The organism is Sphingobacterium siyangense, assembly GCF_023277505.1.
Classification (GTDB): Bacteria; Bacteroidota; Bacteroidia; order Sphingobacteriales; family Sphingobacteriaceae; genus Sphingobacterium; species Sphingobacterium siyangense.
Genome location: NZ_CP080574.1, coordinates 5387120 through 5406811 on the forward strand (window position 1 = coordinate 5387120; position 19692 = coordinate 5406811).

Sequence of the window (19692 nt, forward strand, 5' to 3'; positions counted from 1 at the left end):
AACGAATGGACGGCAGTTTTTTTCGTTGTTGCATCCAAGCAACACTTCAATTAAAACCTATCAACGAGTCGAGTTCTTTCCATTTCCTGAAAAGAACTCGACTCGTTAAATATTAAATCAAAGGGCGCAAACGTTCCAGTAATTTTTTAGTAGCAAAAATACCCTCTTCTTCGCTCAACTTACTTCCCTCATATTCAATCCCCACATAACCTTTGAATTTTGCTTTTTTAACAATCTTCAACATACGCTCATAGTCAATTTGCGTTTCATTTCCATTGGCATCAAAATCATGTGTTTTGGCACTCACACCATGCGCATAAGGCATTAGATCAGTCACGCCTTGATAACGATCATACTCATAGAAATTACCAAGATCAGGTAAACTTCCACAATATTTACTACCCACTGCTTTTAATGTATTGGCCAACCAGTCACCATGTGAAGAGATACCACCATGGTTTTCTACAATAATGCTAATCCCCGCTTTTTTACCAATATCAGATAGCGTTGTTAAACTTTCAACAACACGTTTACTCACTTCCTCAGGAGTTCCTTTTCCAGCCGCATTGACACGGATTGCATGACAACCTAAGAAATTAGCAGCAGAAATCCACTTATAATGGTTTTGCACGGCTTGTTTTCTCTTTGTTTCATCTTCATCACCGAGATTTCCCTCACCATCAATCATAATGAGTACATTACGTACACCATTATCTTTTGCACGCATATTCAGCTCAGTAAGGTAGTTATTATCATTAGCCTTATCCTTAAAAAACTGATTCACATATTCCACCCCGTAGATACCGTATTTTTTGGCAGCTAATACCGGAAAATCCAAATTGTTCAAATCTCCCTTGAACAAGGATTTATGCAATGACCATTCAGCCAAGGAAATGTCAAACCAATCTTTCTTTGCTGCCGCAAAACTCTCCAAAGAGGGAGCTAATGCTATACCAGCAGACGCTAGCGCAAGGTTTTTAAGAAAATCTCTTCTTGAATTCATGTGTTTAGATTTAATGTGTTATTTAAATATTTCCCCAGCCAGTAGTCAACACATCAACAAGGTGCATCGTCTGAATGGGTAATTTATGTTTATCGATATAAGATTGAAGCTGTAGCAAACAAGATGAATCAGTGGAAATAATATAATCCGCATTCAGATCAAGTGCGTTGCGCACTTTTTGCTCAGCCATTGCTGCGGATATTCCTTCGAATTTAACGGCAAAACTCCCCCCAAACCCACAACATGTCTCGCTATCTTTCACCTCCACCATCTCCAAACCTAAGACCTTACTCAATAATTTCCGTGGTTCCTCTTTAATCTTGCACTCTCGCAAAGCCGAACAAGAATCGTGGTACACCGCAACACCCTCAAGCTCTGCTCCAAAATACTCTTTTTTTAGCACGTTTACTAAAAAATCAGAGATTTCCATAACCTGTTGCTGTATTTTATGGCATTGATGGGAATCTGCCGAATTTGCGAATAAATCATTATAAGCATGTCGTACCATACCGGTACAAGACGCAGAAGGAGAAATAATCACATGATCTCCTGAGAAATCACCTAAAAACTTCCGTCCGACCTGTTTTGCATCATCCCAAAATCCAGCATTATAGGCAGGCTGGCCACAGCATGTCTGCTCAGGATTATAGACAACCTCGCAGCCGACCTTTTCTAATAAACGAACCGTATTAAAAGCGGTCTCAGGGTAAAGCTGATCTATAAAACAAGGAACAAAAAGTTCTACTTTCATATGCAATTCAATCAATAAAATTAAGATTTATTGGATACTAATATCCGGATCAAAAGTAACAATCCAATTACAAAAAATAAAGAAAGAACCAATGCCGAATATCGAATATTATGTGTAACCTGTTCTATAAACCCGAATGAGAATAATCCTATGACAATGGCAACTTTTTCTGTGACGTCATAGAAAGAGAAGAAAGCAGTCGTATCTTTGATATCCGTCGGAATTAATTTAGAATAGGTTGAACGCGATAAGGACTGAATCCCGCCCATAACTAAACCGACCAATGCAGCAATGATATAAAACTGAAGTGGGGTAGATAAATAAAAGGCCGAAATACAGATTCCGATCCAGATCATTACCACAACGATCAACACCTTGATATTCCCAAAAAGCGTAGATAAATAAGACATTAAAAATGCACCTAAGATAGCTACAAGTTGAATGAGAAGAATGGTAGCAATCAACCTTTCCGCGCCTAAATGCAAAATTTTCTCCCCAAAAGAAGAGGCGACAATCATCAAAGTCTGAACACCAATTGCATAAAAGAAAAAAGCCGGCAAAAACTGTTTTATTTCAGGAATACCTTTGATCTTTTGGATAACATGGCCGAATTCATTCCGTACATTCTGAACAAAACTCTTACCTGTGTTATTCTCGGTTGCATCGATTTTAGGCAGGTATTTAAAAGGAATCATTGAAAACCCAAGCCACCACAATCCGACCATTAAAAATGATATACGAGCCGGTAGTGAAGCATCTGTAATACCAAACCATTCAGGTTTAAGCACCACTATAAAACAAAGAATCTGTAAAGTGACACAGCCAATATAACCATAAGCAAAACCTTGCGCACTCACCTTATCTTGCTGATCGACTGTCGCCAAAAGCGGCAAATAGGAATTATTAAACAAAACACCGCCAATATACCCCATCGCTGCAAGCACAAAACAGATGATACCAATTTCCAAAGTTTCAAGCTTGAAGAAAAATAAGCACATACATGCAACTGCTCCAACATAAGTGAAGAATTTCATAATCTGTTTCTTTTTTCCTTTTGCATCAGCGTACGAAGAAATAAAGGGCAAAGAAAACGACATCAACAGATAGGCAAAAGCCAAAGAAAAATTAGAAAGTGCGGTATTGACGACTTCAATCCCAAAGAAACTAACAACATCACCATGCTCTTTTGTTGTAGTAATTGCGGTATAGTAAACAGGGAATATCGTGGAAGTAATAACAAGGTTGTAAGCAGAATTGGCCCAATCGAACATGGCCCAAGAACGAATCAATTTTTTATTGTTTTTTACAATTGCTTCCATTTAAATTGGCTTAATAAGTTTGACGAATATAAGTAATTATTTTAGCCATTTCTTTACGAATTGCACTTGCTCGATCATCTATATAATTATTGTTCATAAAAGAAAATGCCAAGCGCCTTCCTGTCCGTGTGATCAAATAACCACTTTGATTATAGACAGATGTAATCGTTCCCGTTTTAGCAAAAACAAACGGTTCTCCGAGATCTTTGCTATAGGTACGTTTCAGGGTACCATCTACACCTCCGGCCGGAAAAAGACGAAAACGTTCCTTCTCATCCGGCAACTTATTTTTCAAGACGACCAATAGATCGACATTATTTTGCGGTGTCACCTTGTTATAGGACGACAAGCCCGATCCATCAAAAATGGCAACCTCAGCTGAAAAGTATTTATAAACGTTATTCTTCATCCAGTCCCGCACCAAGTAAGTATCAAATTGGCCGAATTGTTTCCACGAACACATCATTAAAAACTGTTCAGCAATAAAATTATCACTTGGCAACATCATTTCACGTATTAAATTTTTGGTACTGCCGGAATAGAGTATCTTGGTATTGCTTGGTTTTTGATAAGACAATAAGGTCACGGATTTACCTAGACTATCCGACAATAATTTAATAAATAAGCTATCAGAATAGATAAATGGGACTTCATTGACATAACCGCTCGGAACGGGACGTTTGGACATCCAAAAGGAATTTGCACGAAATGAACGGGAAAGTTCAAAATCACCTACCTTAGGTTCCGGCAAAAAATCCAGTGAATTTTGAAAACTCGTTGGAGAGGTTGATAAATAATTATAACCTTTTTGTCGAAAAGTGACCACATTGCCATAAATAGGAAATGTACTGATTTCAGGCTGATAGTAAGCTTCAAAATCTTCCATAGCCCAACCATGTGCAAAGAACTTATTCTTCATTGTCCCTGGTACAACAAAAATGCGTTTATTCGTATTTTTCAAAAAGTTATACACTACCCGGGTATCTAACCGATTATGCAAAAACGTCGGATCGCCTGTCCCCCAGATAAGCAGCGAGTCTCCTCGTTCCACATACTCCAAACCGGGTATTGAATCGCCCAGCAGGGCCAAAGCGGCATAGGTTGTATACATTTTTGTATTGGAAGCCGGTGTAAAATGCTTATTGCCGTTTATGTCCATCACATATTTATTGGCATTTAGGTCATACAAAGAAAAACCAACAAAATGATCATTTAATATTTTAGATTCTTGAAATAGCTGATAAACATCCTCAAAGCTCTGAGCCTTCGCTACAAAAGTAGCCGCCAGCACAAACCAAAGCAGCAACAATGCACTTAAAATTTTTTTCATCAGTTCAAACATACAAAAAACTGCAAGAACTCTCTTTCGCCTATTGCCAAAATTCAGATACAAATCCTTTAAAAAGGAAAGGGGAAGACATTGCCTCCCCCTTTCCTTTTTAAAATATCAAAAATTAATATCCTTGATTTTGTGTCAGAGCTCCACCACTTCTGTCAATCTGCGATTGTGGAATTGGGAAGTAATCATTTTGAGGTTTATAGTTTAAGCCTTTATAGCGAGCCATAAAACCGCCTTCAAACGTTGCGTAGCTTTCCAATACAGTTTTCGCCTCCCCCCAACGCACAAGGTCATAGAAACGATGTCCTTCCATCGCTAATTCTAAACGACGTTCAAAACGAACAGCTTTGCGCGCATAATTTTGGTCTGGGAAAGAAGTATAAGGTTTAACAACATATACCGCCGCTGCTACATTATCGCCAGTCGTTTTAGGAGGTAATTTTGCCGCACGCTCACGAACTGCATTTACCAGATTCATTGCTGCACCTAAATCGCCTAATTCAACCTGACATTCAGCTGCCATTAAAACAACATCAGCTAAACGAATAATATTAACATCCAAGTCAGTAATATATGCCGCTCCTGACGCAGTATGTGTTGCATGCAAACTCTTCGGAATCATTGTTTTTATACCAACAAATGGTCCACCTGAGCTCACCTCACGAATCCATGCATCACCTGGCATGACACCATAATCATAGAAATTCACACCTCTACGGCCAACCGTATAATCTAAACGTGGGTCAAAACGAAGCGTAACATCAAGTTTATATGTTTTCTTTGCGTCATCGGACAAACCGAAATCTGATTTATATGGATTATTTCGATAAGAACCATCTAACAATGGTAATCCATTTGCATCGACTTTATAGGCATTAACCAAATCAATGGTCGGCTGATAGAAACCACAACAACCTACAGGATTACTTCCATTTAATCCAGACAACATATCACCAACATTGGCATTATCACCAGATCCATCTGGATTAATCACATGCTTCGATACCAATAATGCCTCTGGGCCGTCTTTTGTAAGTACATCAAAGTTATTTTGGTACGGCATCGTACGTAGATCCTTTGCACCTATAACTTCCTTAAACAAAACTAACGCATCCGCATATTTTTTCTGATAGAGGTAAACTTTACCCAGATAAGCTTTCGCGATATTCTGATCCATACGTCCGGCCTGGCTATTGATTTTTGTCGCTGGCAAATTCGCTATTCCTGCTTTTAAATCGTCAATAATCTTCGGAAGTACATCATCCTTATTCGGTTTCGTTTTAGCCTCATCATCTGTTGTGTTCTCATCAACATACGCTAGATTTTTGAAAACACGCCATAAATAAAAATAATAATGCGCTCGCAATACTCGGGCCTCACCTTCTATTTCCTTCGCACGTGCAGCCGTTACCGTTTTTTCACCTGCTTGGTCAGCCTTCAGAATACGCAACGTATTATTTGCCCTTAATACGCCCTCATAATAAACTTCCCACATTTGACTCAGGTTGTCGTTCGAACTATTTGGCGTATGAAATTCGATCATATTCATGTTCGGTTGATCGGTTGCCTCAGATCCTTTATGTGCATTATCTCCAGCAACTTCACCAAACAACCATTGGCTAGGCGCCGAAGAGTAATTCCCCCAGGTACCGTTGACATTGCCGTTTAATATTCCATACGCCCCGATAAGAGAGGCCTCTATACCTTTTGAATTTACAATCTGAGACTCGGGCAATTCTGCTTGCGGATCACGCTCCAAAAAAGATTTCCCACAAGAGGCTAATAAAGTCAATGATATACCTAAAACTGTAATTATATTTCTTTTTTTCATTTCAATCAAATTTTAACTTAAATCACTAAACCCTTAAAATCCTAGACTAACACCCAACATATATTGACGAGCCTGTGGATACACACCAAAGTCTACACCCAAGGCTGGGTAAGTCGACGGAGTAGCCGTAACTTCTGGATCAAGTCCCTCATATTTAGTAATCGTAAACAGATTTGTTACCCCCACATAAGCACGGAGTTTCTTGATACCGGTATTATTACCAAAAACACGATTGGTATCGAAGTTATAGCCAACTTGAAGATTTTTCAATTTCAAGAAACTTGCATCCTGTACATAATAGCTCGAAGAAGCATATTCATAGGGTGAAGCATTTCTCACTTGGGAAGGGATCATGCTACCGCTATTCGTTGGACTCCATTCATCCAATACGCGCGTACTTTTTTGACCTCTAAACACACCAAAATCTGTAAAGTATCTCGTAGCTTCATAGTTTTGATTACCCTTTGAGCCATAGAAGTAAGCCATAAAATCAAAGTTTTTATAAGCCGCATTGATATTGAATGAATACACAAAATCAGGATGTGGGCTACCTATAATGGTACGGTCACTTGCATCAATTTTGCCATCACCATTGACATCCTCAAATTTAAGTCCACCAGCTCTCGACTTTCCATCCTCATATTTAGCGACACTCGCATTGTTCATATCCGCTTCCGAATAAATACCAATTACTTTATAGCCATAGAAAGCACCAAGAGGTTCTCCAGGTTTTAAGATGGAGGTTTCCATACTTCTAAAACTACCGTACACTTGTTGGGTTACTGATGGTGCCAAAGAAACGATCTTGTTCACGTTACGTGAAATAGTAGCGGACAGATCCAATTTAAATGCACTTTCTTGACGTCTACCGTAATGATAATTCAATGAAAACTCGATACCTTTATTTTGCATATCACCAATATTTACATAAGGCGATCCGGCCCGACCTGCGGCAACAGCAGGTAAAGGTAACAGGTACAACATGTCTTTCGTCTTTTTATTGTACCAATCGAAAGATCCATCAAAATCACCTTGTGCCAGGGTAAAATCCACCCCAACGTTTAATGCAGATACTTGTTCCCATTTCACGTCCGGATTACTATAGGCATTGTGCCACATACCGGAAGTCAAGCTTCCGTCAATAGGATATGAAGATGAATTAATAGCGACCTGATAGCGATTCAGATATTGATTGGCTGGAATACGTTGGTTCCCCGTCACACCATAACCCGCTCTGATTTTTAGGTCCGAGATCCATGAAACACCTTTCATGAATTCTTCCTCCGACAAACGCCAGGCAGCACTCGCTCCAGGGAATGTTCCATATTTATTGTTCGGCCCAAAATTAGAAGAACCGTCACGACGCACTGTTGCACTTAAGATATACCGATCTTTGTAGGAATAATCAACCTTTCCAAACACCGAAAACAAGGAACCTACAGAACCGCTACCTTCACTGACGCGACCAGTTGAAGCGGCATCCAAGTAAAGGTAATCAAGCGATGACATTGTAAAAAAGCCATTTCCTTTTCCCCTTATCTGCCTATTTCTATTCTGAATAGCTTCCGTACCAGCGAGAATGCTCAACGTATGCGCCTCATTAAATGTTTTTTTATAATTTAAAGTATTTGTCCAAGTCCATTCTTTATTCAGTCCAAAAAATTCATTAATTCCGTTGTTAAAACTTCCTTCTGTAAACTCAGGGTTTGGATAGGTATAAGATACACCATTGTAGTTTTCATACTTCATACCAAAACTGCTACGGAAGGTTAATCCTGAGACAATATCAAATTCTCCAAAGACATTCCCGAAAAACATATTGCTCTTATTTTTATTATCCTTGGCACGATAGGCGATAGCAACAGGGTTTTCGCCATTACCATACTGTCCGCCAACAGATCCCGCAAAATTTCCACCCTCATCATATACAGGAATGATATTATGAATACGATACGCAAAACCTAAAGCACTACCTTCACCGATATAGTCCCCGGCAGTATTGGTATTTACCCCCATACCAAATCCTTCCGTAAAACTGTATTGCATATTTTCGCCGAAACGTAGTTTATTATTAAAGGCAGAGAAGCGTGTGTTTGAACGAAGATTATATTTTTCAAAACCGGTATGAATAATCGTTCCTTTTTGTTTCAGATAACCGCCCGAAATCGCATAGGACGCATCTTCACCACCTCCTAAAACGCTAAGTTGGTGCGACTGCGTAGGCGCATTTTGGGATAAAGCATCAAACCAGTTGGTTCCGGCCTTATTTGCTTTGGTAATTTGATAAAAATCGCTTCGGCTACTCGCATCGTACTTATATTTTGACATATCCACGTCTGCGGCTGTAATCACATCTTTTCCGCCCACTTTAGGTCCAGCAATAAGGTAATCAGGCATCACATTGTTTGTGCCGTCCAATCTGTTTTCAATATCCAATGTTTGTTGTGGAGACAACATTTTTGGAAAACGTCCACTATTTGGAACCTGCACACCATAATAAGAGTCAAGGCTAAATTGAGGTTTTCCACTTTTACCGATTTTTGTGGTAATGATCACAACACCATTATTTGCACGTGAACCGTAAATTGAAGCTGCTGATGCATCTTTTAAGACCTGCATCGTCTCAATATCATTTTGATTCAACCAGCTTAACTTTCCTTCATAAGGCACTCCATCAATAATGTAAAGCGGCTCGTTGTTGTTGATCGTACTGTAACCACGAATTTTGATCTGTGGTGTAGAACCAGGGGCACCATCGACTACGATCTGAACCCCTGTCGCCCGCCCTTGCAATGCCTCAACTGCACTCGCCGCCGGGGTAGTCTTCAACTCCTTCACATTGACAACGGCAACAGCACCGGTTAAATCTTTCTTCCGCTGTGCCGAATAACCTGTGACAACAACCTCTTCCAAGGCATCTTCTGAACCACTTAAGGAAATTGCAAGATCAGCCTTCGAAGAAACAGTAACTTCAGTACTTTTGTACCCAATATAACTGATAATCAACACATCGCCTACTTTTGCTTGAATGGTAAATGCACCATTCTCGCCGGTCGACGTCCCGTTACTGCTCCCTTTGACTTTCACAGATACACCAGTAATACCTTGACCTGTAGCAGCATCCTTCACGACCCCCTTGATAGGTGTCTGTTGTACGCTCCTTGTTTTGATTAATGAAACGACTTCAACTTTGCCATGGCTAGTTAATCCACTGGCAAATCCATGAGTGGTCATTCCTCCCCCAATGAGAAGAGAACTCATAATCAGAAACCTCTTATTGAACTTTTGGCCCAATATGAGATCAAAACAGCAATTTTTGTCCGTTTTTTTCATCATAATTTTACTAAATAGGTGGTTTAAAAAAATTTATGTTTATGCTTTAGTTGTTTTAGTTGCTATTGGTTATTATTTAAGTTTTTGGTCATTTTTTAGGTCTGACGACAACAATGCTATATTATTGGCAGATTCAGGACCCTTGGTTATTCATTTTTTACTAATTTGGTTATTTTCCAGAAATGTTAAAATCTGTTAAATAAATGTAAAGAATAATAAATGTAAAAAAAAAGGAAAAATCTTAATTAATTCACAAAGCGCTATAAATCAAGTTATTGTATTTTATACACTAAGTTGCAATGCAATACTATTGTTACACAAGCATATCCTTTTGTTTTTTATATCCAGAATGTTTCCCAAAATCAATTTGCATTGTCAAATATTCCGCAAACAGGTCCAAATAAGCTAAAAGCTCCTTATATTTGTTGTTGATGAATGTAAGTAATTTATTAGAACGGGCGCTCCGATTTGAGTTCCTATCCAAGGAAGAAGGTGTTTTTTTATATCAAAATGCACCTACAGCTGATTTGACTTTCGTAGCCAATGAATTGCGTAAGATACAAGTGCCACATGGTAAGGTAACCTGGCAGATCGACAGAAATGTCAATACCACAAATGTGTGTATTGCAAATTGCAAATTTTGCAATTTTTTCCGTCGCCCTGGTCATGAAGATAGCTACATTACCGATATTGAAAGCTACAAACAAAAGATAGAGGAAACTTTTAAATACGGTGGCGATCAACTGCTGCTGCAAGGTGGCCATCACCCGGATTTAGGTATTGAGTTTTACAAAAACCTTTACAAGCAATTAAAGGAACTTTATCCTACGCTAAAACTACATTCTCTCGGCCCACCTGAAATTGCGCATATTTCCAAATTGGAGAACATGAGCCATATTGAAGTTTTGACGCAATTGAAAGAAGCAGGACTAGACTCGCTACCTGGAGCGGGAGCTGAAATTCTCAATGATCGTGTGAGACGTCTTATATCAAAAGGAAAATGCGGTGGTAAAGAATGGCTAGATGTTATGCGGGCAGCCCATAAAATTAATTTACCAACTTCTGCCACCATGATGTTTGGTCATATCGAAACGATAGAAGAACGTTTTGAACATTTGGTATGGATTCGCGAAGTACAGGATGAAAAACCTCAGGAATCCCATGGATTTATTGCGTTTATCCCTTGGCCTTTCCAAGATGATGGCACCTTATTGAAAAGACTGCGCGGTATTACCAATAATGTAACGAGCGAAGAATATATTCGCATGATTGCCTTAAGCCGCATCATGCTTCCTAATATTAAAAATATACAAGCTTCCTGGCTCACCGTCGGAAAGCGCACAGCGCAATTATGTCTGCACGCTGGAGCGAACGACTTCGGCTCAATTATGATTGAAGAAAATGTCGTTTCGGCAGCAGGTGCACCACATCGGTTTACATCAAAATCTATACAGGAAGCTATTTTGGAAGCTGGATTCAGCCCACAACTGCGAACACAAAAGTATGAGTTCCGTGAGCTACCAGCCCATATGGTCGAACAGGTCATTAACTATTAATACGATACATTGAAAGACGTCATAAGAAATATTGAAGCAATTATATTTGCTTCTGCGGAAGGAATAGATCTTGCCGATATCAAACAGATTTTGCAGGAATCCTTAGCCATCGAAGTATCCAGGGAAGAGCTACGTGAGTTGATTAAAAAAATTGAAACGAAGTACCAGGATGAAGACTATGTACTCGAATTACGCTATATCAACAACGCCTATCAGTTTTTGACAAAAGCTGTTTATCATGAATCGATACAACAGCTCCAAAATCACAATAACAAGCGAAAACTAAGTCAATCAGCACTAGAAACACTCGCAATCATTGCCTACAGACAACCGATAACAAAATTAGAAGTGGAGCAGATTAGAGGTGTAAGCTGTGATTACTCTATTCAACGGTTACTGGAAAAGAAGTTGATCAAAATTGCGGGAAAAGCAGATAGTATCGGAAAACCTTTACTTTATGCAACAAGCCAGCAGTTCATGGATCACTTCGGAATCAATGGTGTGAGAGATCTCCCTCAATTGAAAGACATCGTTACCGAGGACAATGCGATTGGCGAAACAAATGAATAAATAAAATAAAATAAATTTTTATTTTCAAAACACAATTCAACATACTGATTAACAGAAAAATAAAGCTTAATATTTTTTTAAAAAAAAGTTTTAAAAAATAGTTTTCTTCTCTAATTTTACAACATTGAATAAGAAACAATAAAGTATTATTTTATGAACACGGCAACTTTAGCTAACGAAGATCTTGAAGAAGTAAAATTCGCATCTTTCAACGGTCCTGATGACGATGATGATGATTTCGATGATGATTTCGATTTACCTGAAATCGACTCGATTGGAGGATTGGATGACTTCGATGATGACGATGAATTTTAATATTTTAGTGCGATATAACACTACCTATTAAAACACCAGAGTATCATTAAAAAATAAGGCGTTCAATTTGATTGAACGCCTTATTTTTTACTTTACTTGATCGATCAATTTATGTAATTCCATCTTGGGAATCATGCCGCTTTGTCGCCATACCTGTTGGCCATTTTTGAACAACACGAAAGTAGGCACGCCACTTACCTTATAAATCGAAGCAATTTTTGGATTCTTATCCACGTCGATCTTAATGATAGACAAATCATCTTGATAAAATTCCTTTACATCCTGTAAAATCGGCGCCATAGTCTGGCAGGGACCGCACCACGTCGCAAAAAAATCCACCAAAACCAGCGAATTTGATTGAATAATCTGGTCAAAAGTAGCCATTATTGATTCTCCTTTACTTCTTCTTGCAATGCCTTATACCCACCTTGGATATTGCATATATGTTTAAATCCTTTAGCACTCAAAATAGATACAGCCACTGCACTCCTATAACCTGATTGACAGTGTACATACAGCTGTTGATTGTCTTTTTTAAGCGTAGAACCAAAATTAACGAAATCTGTTAATGGAATATTCATTGCATTGTCAATATGTCCATTACCAAATTCTTTAGCTGTTCTTACATCCATAATATGACCTTGATCTGATCTTTTCCTGAATTCTCCTGCACTGATATTACGCAACGAGACTACATCTTCACTAGCTTTCCAAGTTTCAATGCCGCCTTCCAAAACCCCAATAACATGGGTATAACCCAGCTTTAATAAATGATGATAAACCGTATCTTGACTATTTCCGTCTGTAATCAATAAAAGCTTTTGAGCTTTATTGGGAAACACTTGCGCCAAAAAGTGGTCAAAAGGACCTTTAAAGCCTATATTTATAGATTTAGGTACAAATCCTTGTAGGAATATATCGCCAGGTCGCGTATCAAGAACTTGGATAGCTGTTTCACGACGCAATTTTTTAAATTCTTTCAATGTTAATCGTGATAAATCTGAAGCGGGTTGCGACATCTCGACCCGATGACTCTTCGATTCTGCATGCAATTGCATTTGAACATTAAACAGTGCTAAACAAACCCCACATAATGTGATAAAAACTCTATGCATATATTTTACTATTTAAAAGGAATAAGCAGCTTTTCCAATTCCTCAATTTTACCATTGTATATATTTAAGTCCACATTGCCTTGAATCCCTCTGACAGTACCTTTTTCAGAAAATTGCCAGAAAGCCCAATGCGCTTTGGGGTTCTCAACCCAGAAGTTATAATTTGCAATCCACAACGTATAAGCTGCAAATTCCTTTTCCAAAAAGTCACTATAAAACTTATCTCCGGAGTAAAGAATGGGTTTTACTTTGTAGTGGGCTTCAACTTCTTCAAGCCAACGTTTTAGCCCAACTTTCAAGCTATCCATCGATTGTTGTTTTGGATGCTCCTCAATATCCAAGACCGGTGGAAGATCGCCAGACTGTAGTTTAACCTTCTGAATAAAATTCTTCGCTTGCTTGACCGAGTTCTCATTGGGTCTAAAATAATGGTAGGCGCCTCTCAAAACTGCCCTATTTTCCGTTTTACTCCAATTTCGACTAAACTTATCATCAATTCCTTTTTCACCCATTGTCGCCCTGATAAACACAAAATCTATCGGAAAATGATCATTGATTGTGCTTACCTTTTGCCAATCTATTTCTTCCTGATAGGTAGACACGTCTATGCCAAACACCTTATCATCGTGCTTGCTCATAATCTCAATATTACGAATATCATATTTAGCTTCCTTCGTCAGAGACTTGTCTTTGGAGGTAGCCACGCGAAAATAGTATATAATTCCAGCCCGATAATGCCACACAACAAGACAGAGGAAAAGCACCAGCATTCCTGCTATCATCCAAATCCACTTTGTTCCACTAACCTGACTTCCTTTTGTACTTGTTTTCTTTCTTTTTGATCGCTGTTGTGCCATAGCACGATGAAGTTACGGCAATAGCAATTAACTCGCAAAATTTTCGCAACAATTTATATTTTTGTGTATGATCGTATACAACCCCAAAGACTGGCTTTCGGCAACTTTCAAGTTGCATAAATCAGATACCTTCAAAAAGTTACTGCCATTTCTTGTTTTGATAGCGTTTTATTCCTGGATGATTGCCTTTCTTGAATTGGAATACCTCAAACTAAATGAAAAGAGCTGGGTCAAAAACATTACCATTGTCCACAACCTACTCGGTTTTGTTATATCGCTTTTACTGGTATTCCGAACAAACACGGCCTATGACCGCTGGTGGGAAGCCCGAAAACAATGGGGTACATTGACCAATGTTAGTAGAGCCTTTTCGTACAAACTAAATGCCATGCTGGATGTAGATGACAAAGTGAATCGTAGTTTTTTCAGAAAGGCAATCCCCCTATTCGCAGAAACACTATACGATTTTCTAAGATCGGATTACACCAAGTTTATGCTCGACGAAAACGAACACCCTGAGTTAAAGGCTTTAGACAATAAAAAACATGGTCCGAACCAAGTTTCCACCATGATCTTCCACAAAATCAATGATCTATATAAAGAAGGAACTATAAGTGGCGATCAGCTTATTATCCTTAATGAGGAAATTATTACCATGACACATGTTTGTGGAGCTTGTGAGCGTATTAAAAACACCCCAATACCATTAGCATATAGTGCATTTATCAAGAAGTTCATTATATTCTATACCATGACCCTTCCAGTAGGTTACGTTTTTTCCATCGGTTACTTTGTTGTGATTGCTGTACCATTTATCTTATATGTTTTAGCATCTCTTGAATTAATTGGTGAGTCCATTGAAGAGCCATTTGGTATCGACCAGGACGATTTACCGATCGACAAAATTGCGGCCAACATCAGGAAACACTGCCATGAGATTATCCCTGCATAGACTTTTTTAAAAAACAATCTAGCTCATTTTCAAACGCTAAGACTAACTATAGAAAATAAGTTTTGTAAATCTATTCGAAATTTCTACTTTTGTCGCGGAGAGTTGGCAGAGTGGTCGAATGCGGCGGTCTTGAAAACCGTTAACTGTCACAGGTTCGGGGGTTCGAATCCCTCACTCTCCGCAGAAAAAGCCTTTCAGAAATGAAAGGCTTTTTGCTTTTGCTCCTTTATTCTCCCCCATCAAAAGAACAATTTTCTTATAGTACCATTCCATTCGAATTATCAGAGCGTTACCTACAAGAAAACAACATTTCCCTCAACTCTTCCTGGCCACATGCACTCTTTTTCACTTTTTTCATTCTTTTATGTAATAATCTGTAATTCATAACATCTAATAGGCAGAATATTTTAGAAAACCATAATTACTAATTTTAAATTCAATTCTTATGAAAACGATTGTTCTTCGTATCAATAAAGATCTACCGAACTATTTAAGCCATTTCACCAAAGTCGGTATTTCAATACTTTTACTTATGATTTACGGATCGGCATTTGCACAGAAAAAATATGATTTTCAGGTCAGTATCTATGGAAAAGGAACACCGATCATTCTTATTCCAGGATATAGTTGTAGTGGAACCGTATGGACAGAAACTGTAAATCACTTAAAAGATAAATACGAATGTCACGTGCTTACACTTCCTGGTTTCGCAGGACAAGCAGCGATTAAAGAAGCATTGCTTGAGACTATGCGCAATGAAATCATAGCATATACAGAGGCAAAAAAATTGCAAAATCCGATTCTTATAGGCCATAGTTTAGGAGGCTTTTTGAGTCTCTGGATCGCAAGCACCGCACCTTCGCTATTTCAAAAAGTTATCGTTGTGGACGGAGTACCGTTCTACCCGGGCATGCAGAACCCAAATACAAGTGTAGAGGAAGTGAAAAAGTTTGTCGATAAAGATGCACTTATCGCACAATTTACTTCGATGGGAGACCAACAACTTAGTGTGTATGCTGAAAATATAGCACGACAGCTGGTAACTGATTCTATAAAAGCCAAAACAATAGCCGAATGGCAAGTAAAGAGCGATAGAGTTACATTAGCATCTGCTTTTTATGAAATGATGACGACGGATATCCGCCAGGATCTTGCTAAAATTACCATACCCGTTTTGGTGCTAGGTAGTAAGTACGAAACGCTGGAAAAATCACAGCAGATTCTTTCCGAGCAATATAAGTATGTAAAAAAGCTAACTTTACACAATACCAACAGTAAGCATTTTATTATGTATGATCAGCCAATTTGGTTTTTTAAAGAACTAAACACATTTTTAAAATAACCCGATGACCAACAAAGAAAAGTTTGAGATTATTTACAAAGAATATGCGCCGGCCATCCGCAAATTATGCCTCAGTTATACCGGAGACCGAGATAATGCAGAAGATTTAATCCAAGAGACCTTCATTACTGTATGGAAAAAACTCGATAGTTTTCGCAACGATGCCAAATTAAGCACCTGGATCTACAGAATAGCGATCAATAATTGCTTGACGAGTATGCGAAAAAAACATCTGCATTTAAAAAAAATGACCGACACAAGCTGCATCGATATACCAGAGGATTCATCGAATGAAAAAATACAGCAGATTGATCTGCTGTACAAATGTATCAGCAAACTAAAAGAAGCTGATAGGGTACTGATCACATTGGTATTAGATGAAAAACCTTATGAGCAAATAGCAGAAATTACGGGAATTACAGAGAATAATCTCCGTGTAAAAATCCATAGAATTAAAAAAGAATTAACCGAAATTTTCCATAAATATGCAAGACTTTAACGATTTACAACATCTTTGGAAACAGGATAGCAAACAAAATATCTTGCCCCCAAAACACCTGAATAAGGTCAAAAACTTTCGTCAAGAATTAATAAGGAAAGAAATAGCCGGTGCTGTTTTATTGCTTGCAACGGGATTAATTATTCTTGCTCTGGCATATTTCCTTGATTTTAGGCATAAAACGCTCGCATTGTACACAGCAATGTTTATCGTATCCTTCCTTTGTTTTATACAGGCATATTTAATGTTGACTACTGCACGAAAAGTCAAACAAATCAACGAAGTAGCTTTACCTACCGAGCATTTACAACAGTGGCAAGAGTTTGACTCCTTTCGAAAGAAAAGAATTCATTGGAATATGCCGATTTATCATCTACTTCTCGGTATAGCGATCTCGATCTATCTTCGGGAAATCCTAGCGGGTGCTAGTTTCCATTATTATTTACTGACTTACCTTCCAACCTATAGCTGGATTCTATTTTCCTACTTTTATCTGGGCAAAAGACAACTCGCTAAAATTGATCGATCAATCAACGAAGTTATTTTTGAATTACAGGAGTTAGAACGACAGTTCGGAAATTGAAAATCGGATGATATTTGCTCCTAAAAAATACATTCATGGTTACATTTTTAATTGCAATAAATAAGCTAAAACAAGATTATGATCACATCCAAAGCGAACATATCGTCCAGGGCAGAGCCCGCTATCTCCAATATGACATCGAAAAGTGGGGCACCCGTTAAAAATAACCGACTGGTATTCAACTACATTTCTATTTAAGAGTGCTAAAGCTATTTTTAAACAAAGAAAAATGTAAAATAAGTTTTGTAATTCTACCCAAAATTTCTACTTTTGTCGCGGAGAGTTGGCAGAGTGGTCGAATGCGGCGGTCTTGAAAACCGTTAACTGTCACAGGTTCGGGGGTTCGAATCCCTCACTCTCCGCAGAAAAAGCCTTTCAGAAATGAAAGGCTTTTTGCATTTTAGCCCAATTTATCCCCTTACTCTGTTTTAAGAACTTACCTCAAGTTTATATCCTTTACCACGTATAACCGTAATTTTGATATTCGGATCAAACTCCAGTTTTTTTCTAAGTTTTGATATAAACATATCTAAACTGCGCCCAACAATAATCCCCTCATCTTCCCAAATCTCTTTTTGCAGCCGGGTTCGCGCTATCGTCTGGTTAGGAGACAAGGCGAAAATATGCAACAGACGAGCTTCCGTTCCAGTGAGATCTATGGTGTTTTCATTAATGACCATTTCTCGCTCCTGCGGATTAAACAAAACGGCCCCAAAGGTTAAAATACTGTTATTTTGATCGTCTAACACAGTGCTTCGCTTCCGATCCGATTTCCAAAAAATGAATCCAGCAAATGCTAAGAACAACAGGATACCAAGAAAATAGCTATTCGCTGCTGTATTTATCCCGCTCGGTTTAAATTTAATATTGATCATGTAACATCCTTTAGGTTGCACTCTACCTCTACAAGCAATAATATCATCTTTTTTATTATGGGAAATAGCATATCCATAAGCTACACTCGAATTGCCACAGTTGAGGACGTTAACGACATAATCACGGGCAAGAGGATCATTGACCAACAGGCGCTGAATAGCACTCACCAGTGAGTCTGGTTTAAAAGTGATTTCATTCTCAAACCTGATCTGATATTCATTTTCTTGAATCTTTTCTATCGGAAGTACCCTTGATCTACTGTCTCCAGACTGCGTAAGCAGTTCATCTCCTATCCTCCTAAGCAAAACTTCCCTCCTAGCGCTATCAAAATCGTCTGTGCCAGTCATATCAAAAGCAACAAAGGCCATCGCAATAAACAAGAGTATTATACCACCATACAAGTACTTGCGGTTCCCTGAGAAAATATTTCGGCTTTCAGACATACGATTTACAATTTATTTACAAAGATTACATCACTATTTACAATATAAATCCCTCTATATAAGTATCATCAAAGTAATTTTGTTACATCACTCTAAAACAGATGCGAGAAAAAAAGTTTGAACGGATCTAATTTACTGGGATAAATCTAATGTTCATTAAACTTTTAAAAATATGAAAAAAATTATCTACGTATTGGTTTTACCGCTCGCTATAGGAAGCGGCTTGGCCTTTGCCAATCGCGAAATCAAAAATGAAACCTTAAAAAAAACAGCGCCGAATTCACGCACTTCTACTGGAACGACCACCGAAAGGAATAAATGGGAAGCGAGCCCCAATGGTATAAAGTTCAAAAAATGGAAAGAATCTCCCGAAGGTATAAAAGTACTTGACAATGCTGCGAAAATAAAGGATCAAGTAAAGAATTCTGCCAACATAGAGGCGGTTGTAACTTCTCTCTATCTTCCTCTTGGTGCACAGTTAGGTTTTGGAGTGATGGTTAGGATTAATCGTGAAGACTATATTCTAAGTTTTGGTCTCGAAAATTCTAATGAATTTCAACAATTGAAAAGTCTGAAAGTAAACGACAAAATAACGATAAGGGGGCGTAGTGTCATGTACGCGCCTAAGTATTCGTATCCAATAGTAGCGGGCGACTATGTACAAAGAGATAACAAAATAATTTATAAACGCATCCCTAACCAAGGCGGTTGCTAAGTAACTTACCCACCAATCCGCAAGAAAAGCCTTTCAGCATAGAAGGGCTTTTTTGCAAACCACTAGAAAAATTTCGACAGCCTAGCAAGCGCCCTAAATTGATTGAAAGGACAAAATGACAAGTGAATTGGTCAAATCGGATCAACAACGAACAAACTAAAACATAGCAAAAAAACACTGATTATCAACAATTAAGAAAAAAAACACTGAAAGTACTTGAGAAAAACCCTAGTTTTTAAAAAAATACTGTGGAATCCGTTCTTCTCTGACATCATAATAGTGAGTAACAACAA

General features: G+C 38.3%; 18 protein-coding genes and 2 tRNA genes. 10 read left to right on the forward strand and 10 right to left on the reverse strand.

The window, feature by feature from the left end; genetic code table 11:
* Positions 1-112: 112 nt before the first annotated feature.
* From K2F45_RS22720 to K2F45_RS22745, 6 genes are all read right to left on the reverse strand, one after another.
* The gene (locus K2F45_RS22720) at positions 113-1003 is read right to left on the reverse strand and encodes a TIM barrel protein (protein WP_046672364.1); all 891 of its coding nucleotides are present in this window, start codon (positions 1001-1003) and stop codon (positions 113-115) included.
* Positions 1004-1025: 22 nt separating this feature from the next.
* A complete protein-coding gene (locus K2F45_RS22725) occupies positions 1026-1754 on the reverse strand; it encodes a (Fe-S)-binding protein (RefSeq protein ID WP_070566110.1) in 729 nt (242 codons plus the stop codon).
* A gap of 20 nt (positions 1755-1774) precedes the next feature.
* Positions 1775-3073: an MFS transporter gene (locus tag K2F45_RS22730; RefSeq protein ID WP_075994031.1), complete on the reverse strand. Its 1299-nt coding sequence runs from the start codon at positions 3071-3073 to the stop codon at positions 1775-1777.
* A gap of 10 nt (positions 3074-3083) precedes the next feature.
* Positions 3084-4403 (reverse strand): D-alanyl-D-alanine carboxypeptidase, encoded by a 1320-nt coding sequence (locus K2F45_RS22735; protein ID WP_159333289.1) that lies wholly within the window; start codon positions 4401-4403, stop codon positions 3084-3086.
* A gap of 124 nt (positions 4404-4527) precedes the next feature.
* The gene (locus K2F45_RS22740) at positions 4528-6243 is read right to left on the reverse strand and encodes a RagB/SusD family nutrient uptake outer membrane protein (RefSeq protein WP_075994033.1); all 1716 of its coding nucleotides are present in this window, start codon (positions 6241-6243) and stop codon (positions 4528-4530) included.
* A gap of 33 nt (positions 6244-6276) precedes the next feature.
* On the reverse strand, positions 6277-9579 hold the full coding sequence (locus tag K2F45_RS22745) for a SusC/RagA family TonB-linked outer membrane protein (RefSeq protein ID WP_083663751.1): 3303 nt from the start codon (positions 9577-9579) through the stop codon (positions 6277-6279).
* A 428-nt stretch (positions 9580-10007) separates the two neighbouring features.
* Between K2F45_RS22745 and mqnC the strand changes: the two genes are divergently transcribed.
* The 3 genes from mqnC (at position 10008) to K2F45_RS22760 (ending at position 12017) form a co-directional block, all read left to right on the forward strand.
* Positions 10008-11132, forward strand: coding sequence for a cyclic dehypoxanthinyl futalosine synthase (gene mqnC, locus K2F45_RS22750; protein WP_075994034.1), 1125 nt, complete (start codon positions 10008-10010; stop codon positions 11130-11132).
* 9 nt (positions 11133-11141) lie between these two features.
* Positions 11142-11702, forward strand: coding sequence for an SMC-Scp complex subunit ScpB (gene scpB, locus K2F45_RS22755; RefSeq protein WP_075994035.1), 561 nt, complete (start codon positions 11142-11144; stop codon positions 11700-11702).
* 153 nt (positions 11703-11855) lie between these two features.
* The gene (locus tag K2F45_RS22760) at positions 11856-12017 is read left to right on the forward strand and encodes a hypothetical protein (protein WP_167450446.1); all 162 of its coding nucleotides are present in this window, start codon (positions 11856-11858) and stop codon (positions 12015-12017) included.
* An 87-nt stretch (positions 12018-12104) separates the two neighbouring features.
* On the opposite strand, the gene trxA is transcribed toward K2F45_RS22760, so the two are convergent.
* From trxA to K2F45_RS22775, 3 genes are read right to left on the reverse strand one after another with little or no spacing between them, the layout of a single operon-like run.
* A complete protein-coding gene (gene trxA, locus K2F45_RS22765) occupies positions 12105-12401 on the reverse strand; it encodes a thioredoxin (protein WP_075994036.1) in 297 nt (98 codons plus the stop codon).
* Positions 12401-13132 (reverse strand): rhodanese-like domain-containing protein, encoded by a 732-nt coding sequence (locus tag K2F45_RS22770; protein WP_248932490.1) that lies wholly within the window; start codon positions 13130-13132, stop codon positions 12401-12403. The genes trxA and K2F45_RS22770 overlap by 1 nt, the downstream gene beginning before the upstream one ends.
* An 8-nt stretch (positions 13133-13140) precedes the next feature.
* On the reverse strand, positions 13141-13989 hold the full coding sequence (locus tag K2F45_RS22775; protein WP_075994038.1) for a glycoside hydrolase family 25 protein: 849 nt from the start codon (positions 13987-13989) through the stop codon (positions 13141-13143).
* 67 nt (positions 13990-14056) lie between these two features.
* On the opposite strand from K2F45_RS22775, the gene K2F45_RS22780 reads away from it, so the two are divergent.
* The 6 genes from K2F45_RS22780 to K2F45_RS22805 all read left to right on the forward strand — a co-directional run bounded on the left by K2F45_RS22780 (position 14057) and on the right by K2F45_RS22805 (position 17727).
* Entirely contained in the window at positions 14057-14941 is an 885-nt protein-coding gene (locus K2F45_RS22780) for a bestrophin family protein (RefSeq protein ID WP_075994039.1), read from the forward strand.
* A 96-nt stretch (positions 14942-15037) separates the two neighbouring features.
* A tRNA-Ser gene (locus tag K2F45_RS22785) sits at positions 15038-15122 on the forward strand.
* 264 nt (positions 15123-15386) lie between these two features.
* Entirely contained in the window at positions 15387-16283 is an 897-nt protein-coding gene (locus K2F45_RS22790; RefSeq protein WP_248932491.1) for an alpha/beta fold hydrolase, read from the forward strand.
* 4 nt (positions 16284-16287) lie between these two features.
* Positions 16288-16782: an RNA polymerase sigma factor gene (locus K2F45_RS22795; RefSeq protein ID WP_248932492.1), complete on the forward strand. Its 495-nt coding sequence runs from the start codon at positions 16288-16290 to the stop codon at positions 16780-16782.
* A complete protein-coding gene (locus K2F45_RS22800) occupies positions 16769-17365 on the forward strand; it encodes a hypothetical protein (protein ID WP_075994041.1) in 597 nt (198 codons plus the stop codon). Before K2F45_RS22795 ends, K2F45_RS22800 begins: the two co-directional genes overlap by 14 nt.
* A gap of 277 nt (positions 17366-17642) precedes the next feature.
* Positions 17643-17727: transfer RNA gene (locus K2F45_RS22805), tRNA-Ser, on the forward strand.
* A 66-nt stretch (positions 17728-17793) separates the two neighbouring features.
* On the opposite strand, the gene K2F45_RS22810 is transcribed toward K2F45_RS22805, so the two are convergent.
* Entirely contained in the window at positions 17794-18684 is an 891-nt protein-coding gene (locus tag K2F45_RS22810) for a winged helix-turn-helix domain-containing protein (RefSeq protein WP_248932493.1), read from the reverse strand.
* Between the two features lie 172 nt (positions 18685-18856).
* On the opposite strand from K2F45_RS22810, the gene K2F45_RS22815 reads away from it, so the two are divergent.
* On the forward strand, positions 18857-19399 hold the full coding sequence (locus K2F45_RS22815) for a hypothetical protein (protein ID WP_075994043.1): 543 nt from the start codon (positions 18857-18859) through the stop codon (positions 19397-19399).
* The last annotated feature ends 293 nt before the right edge of the window (positions 19400-19692 follow it).

Coding starts and splice junctions, on each gene's coding strand:
- K2F45_RS22720 (WP_046672364.1), bottom strand. CDS start 1,003: ATGAATTCAAGAAGAGATTTTCTTAAAAACCTTGCGCTAGCGTCTGCT.
- K2F45_RS22725 (WP_070566110.1), bottom strand. CDS start 1,754: ATGAAAGTAGAACTTTTTGTTCCTTGTTTTATAGATCAGCTTTACCCT.
- K2F45_RS22730 (WP_075994031.1), bottom strand. CDS start 3,073: ATGGAAGCAATTGTAAAAAACAATAAAAAATTGATTCGTTCTTGGGCC.
- K2F45_RS22735 (WP_159333289.1), bottom strand. CDS start 4,403: ATGAAAAAAATTTTAAGTGCATTGTTGCTGCTTTGGTTTGTGCTGGCG.
- K2F45_RS22740 (WP_075994033.1), bottom strand. CDS start 6,243: ATGAAAAAAAGAAATATAATTACAGTTTTAGGTATATCATTGACTTTA.
- K2F45_RS22745 (WP_083663751.1), bottom strand. CDS start 9,579: ATGATGAAAAAAACGGACAAAAATTGCTGTTTTGATCTCATATTGGGC.
- mqnC (WP_075994034.1), top strand. CDS start 10,008: ATGAATGTAAGTAATTTATTAGAACGGGCGCTCCGATTTGAGTTCCTA.
- K2F45_RS22760 (WP_167450446.1), top strand. CDS start 11,856: ATGAACACGGCAACTTTAGCTAACGAAGATCTTGAAGAAGTAAAATTC.
- trxA (WP_075994036.1), bottom strand. CDS start 12,401: ATGGCTACTTTTGACCAGATTATTCAATCAAATTCGCTGGTTTTGGTG.
- K2F45_RS22770 (WP_248932490.1), bottom strand. CDS start 13,132: ATGCATAGAGTTTTTATCACATTATGTGGGGTTTGTTTAGCACTGTTT.
- K2F45_RS22775 (WP_075994038.1), bottom strand. CDS start 13,989: ATGGCACAACAGCGATCAAAAAGAAAGAAAACAAGTACAAAAGGAAGT.
- K2F45_RS22780 (WP_075994039.1), top strand. CDS start 14,057: ATGATCGTATACAACCCCAAAGACTGGCTTTCGGCAACTTTCAAGTTG.
- K2F45_RS22790 (WP_248932491.1), top strand. CDS start 15,387: ATGAAAACGATTGTTCTTCGTATCAATAAAGATCTACCGAACTATTTA.
- K2F45_RS22795 (WP_248932492.1), top strand. CDS start 16,288: ATGACCAACAAAGAAAAGTTTGAGATTATTTACAAAGAATATGCGCCG.
- K2F45_RS22800 (WP_075994041.1), top strand. CDS start 16,769: ATGCAAGACTTTAACGATTTACAACATCTTTGGAAACAGGATAGCAAA.
- K2F45_RS22810 (WP_248932493.1), bottom strand. CDS start 18,684: ATGTCTGAAAGCCGAAATATTTTCTCAGGGAACCGCAAGTACTTGTAT.
- K2F45_RS22815 (WP_075994043.1), top strand. CDS start 18,857: ATGAAAAAAATTATCTACGTATTGGTTTTACCGCTCGCTATAGGAAGC.